2 protein-coding genes are annotated in these 1,148 nt (G+C 68.4%); both read right to left on the reverse strand.

The genetic code is table 11. The annotated features are described in order from the left end of the window. Positions 1 to 94: 94 nt before the first annotated feature. Positions 95 to 454, reverse strand: a complete 360-nt coding sequence (locus ABZ622_RS42100; RefSeq protein WP_360552634.1) for a hypothetical protein — start codon at positions 452 to 454, stop codon at positions 95 to 97. Positions 455 to 548: 94 nt separating this feature from the next. After that, a complete protein-coding gene (locus ABZ622_RS42105; RefSeq protein WP_360552636.1) occupies positions 549 to 1,040 on the reverse strand; it encodes an NUDIX domain-containing protein in 492 nt (163 codons plus the stop codon). Positions 1,041 to 1,148 lie beyond the last annotated feature (108 nt).

The following is a 1,148-nucleotide window of genomic DNA, read 5'->3' on the forward strand; positions in this document are numbered from 1 at the left end:
GCACCCCGCTACGACGTCGGCAAAACCGTCAAACGTCCCGAGACCCTCAAGGCCATCGGCAGGCCTGGCCGTTCTTGGTAGATAAAGAACAAGCTCACCGCGCGGTGTCGGCGGTGACCCGGGCGATGGCCGCTGCCGTGCGGCGGCGCTTGAGGAGCACGAGGGCGACGGTGGGGACCAGAGTGAGGGCGGCGATCACGGTGCCGACGATGGCGGGGCCGGTGGCGCCGAGCGAGGAGTCGAGGGTGCGGCCGGCGATCCCGGAGCCGATGGCCGTGCCGAGGTTGAACGCCGAGACGGTCAGGGCGGAGGCCAGGACGGGCGCCTGCTTCGCGAAGCGCACGGCCAGGGCCATCAGCACCGGGTTGGCGCCCCGGCCGAAGAAGCCCAGCAGGGCGACCAGGATGACGGTGGCCACGGCGTAGCCAGCCAGCAGGGAGATCGCCAGCAGCAAGAGGGGGATCCGGCGGCGGCGACGACGGTGACCGTGTGCGGGCGGCGGTCACCCAGACGGCCTCCGACGAGCGAACCGACCAGCGCGCCCAAGCTCAGCCGTCTACGGGGATCGGTCGGTCCGGTGGGCCGTCGGTCAGCAAGGACGCCAATAGTCTCGGCAGCTCAGCCGGCCGCAGCACATCTGAGGTCGCGGCCAGTTCCGCCATGGTCCACCAGCGGTGCCCGGTGATCGCGGCCTTCTCGATCTCTTCGAAGGCCGAGGTATCGACCTGGAACGCAGGCACCCGGGCCATGTAGTAGCGCTGGCGAACCTCATAAGCGACGCCGCCCCGGAGCGCTGTCCACGGGCGCCCTCGCCAAATCTCCGGACCCAGCGAGAGGTTCGTCAGCCCGGTTTCTTCTTGCAACTCCCGTAGAGCTGCCCGCTCGTGGCTTTCGCCTGGCTTGAGCCCTCCTCCAGGGGTGAACCACCGAACGGAACCGTCCTCCTTGTTCAGGGCAGAGAACAGCAGTAGCCGACTGGCGTCGTCCAGCAACACCACGCGCGCGCTCGGGCGCGGCACCAGGCTTCCCTCCGGTTTCATCACCTCATCAGGTTAGCCTCGCGCTTTCGCCAAGCAGGCCGTCCGAGGGTTGATCGCAAACGCGAGAAGTGCTCCTGACCTGCAACGATAGGGCTTGTCGAGAGTCCT

This window comes from Streptomyces sp. NPDC007164, assembly GCF_040634135.1.
Taxonomy (GTDB): Bacteria; Actinomycetota; Actinomycetes; order Streptomycetales; family Streptomycetaceae; genus Streptomyces; species Streptomyces sanglieri.

Coding starts and splice junctions, on each gene's coding strand:
- ABZ622_RS42105 (WP_360552636.1), bottom strand. CDS start 1,040: ATGAAACCGGAGGGAAGCCTGGTGCCGCGCCCGAGCGCGCGCGTGGTG.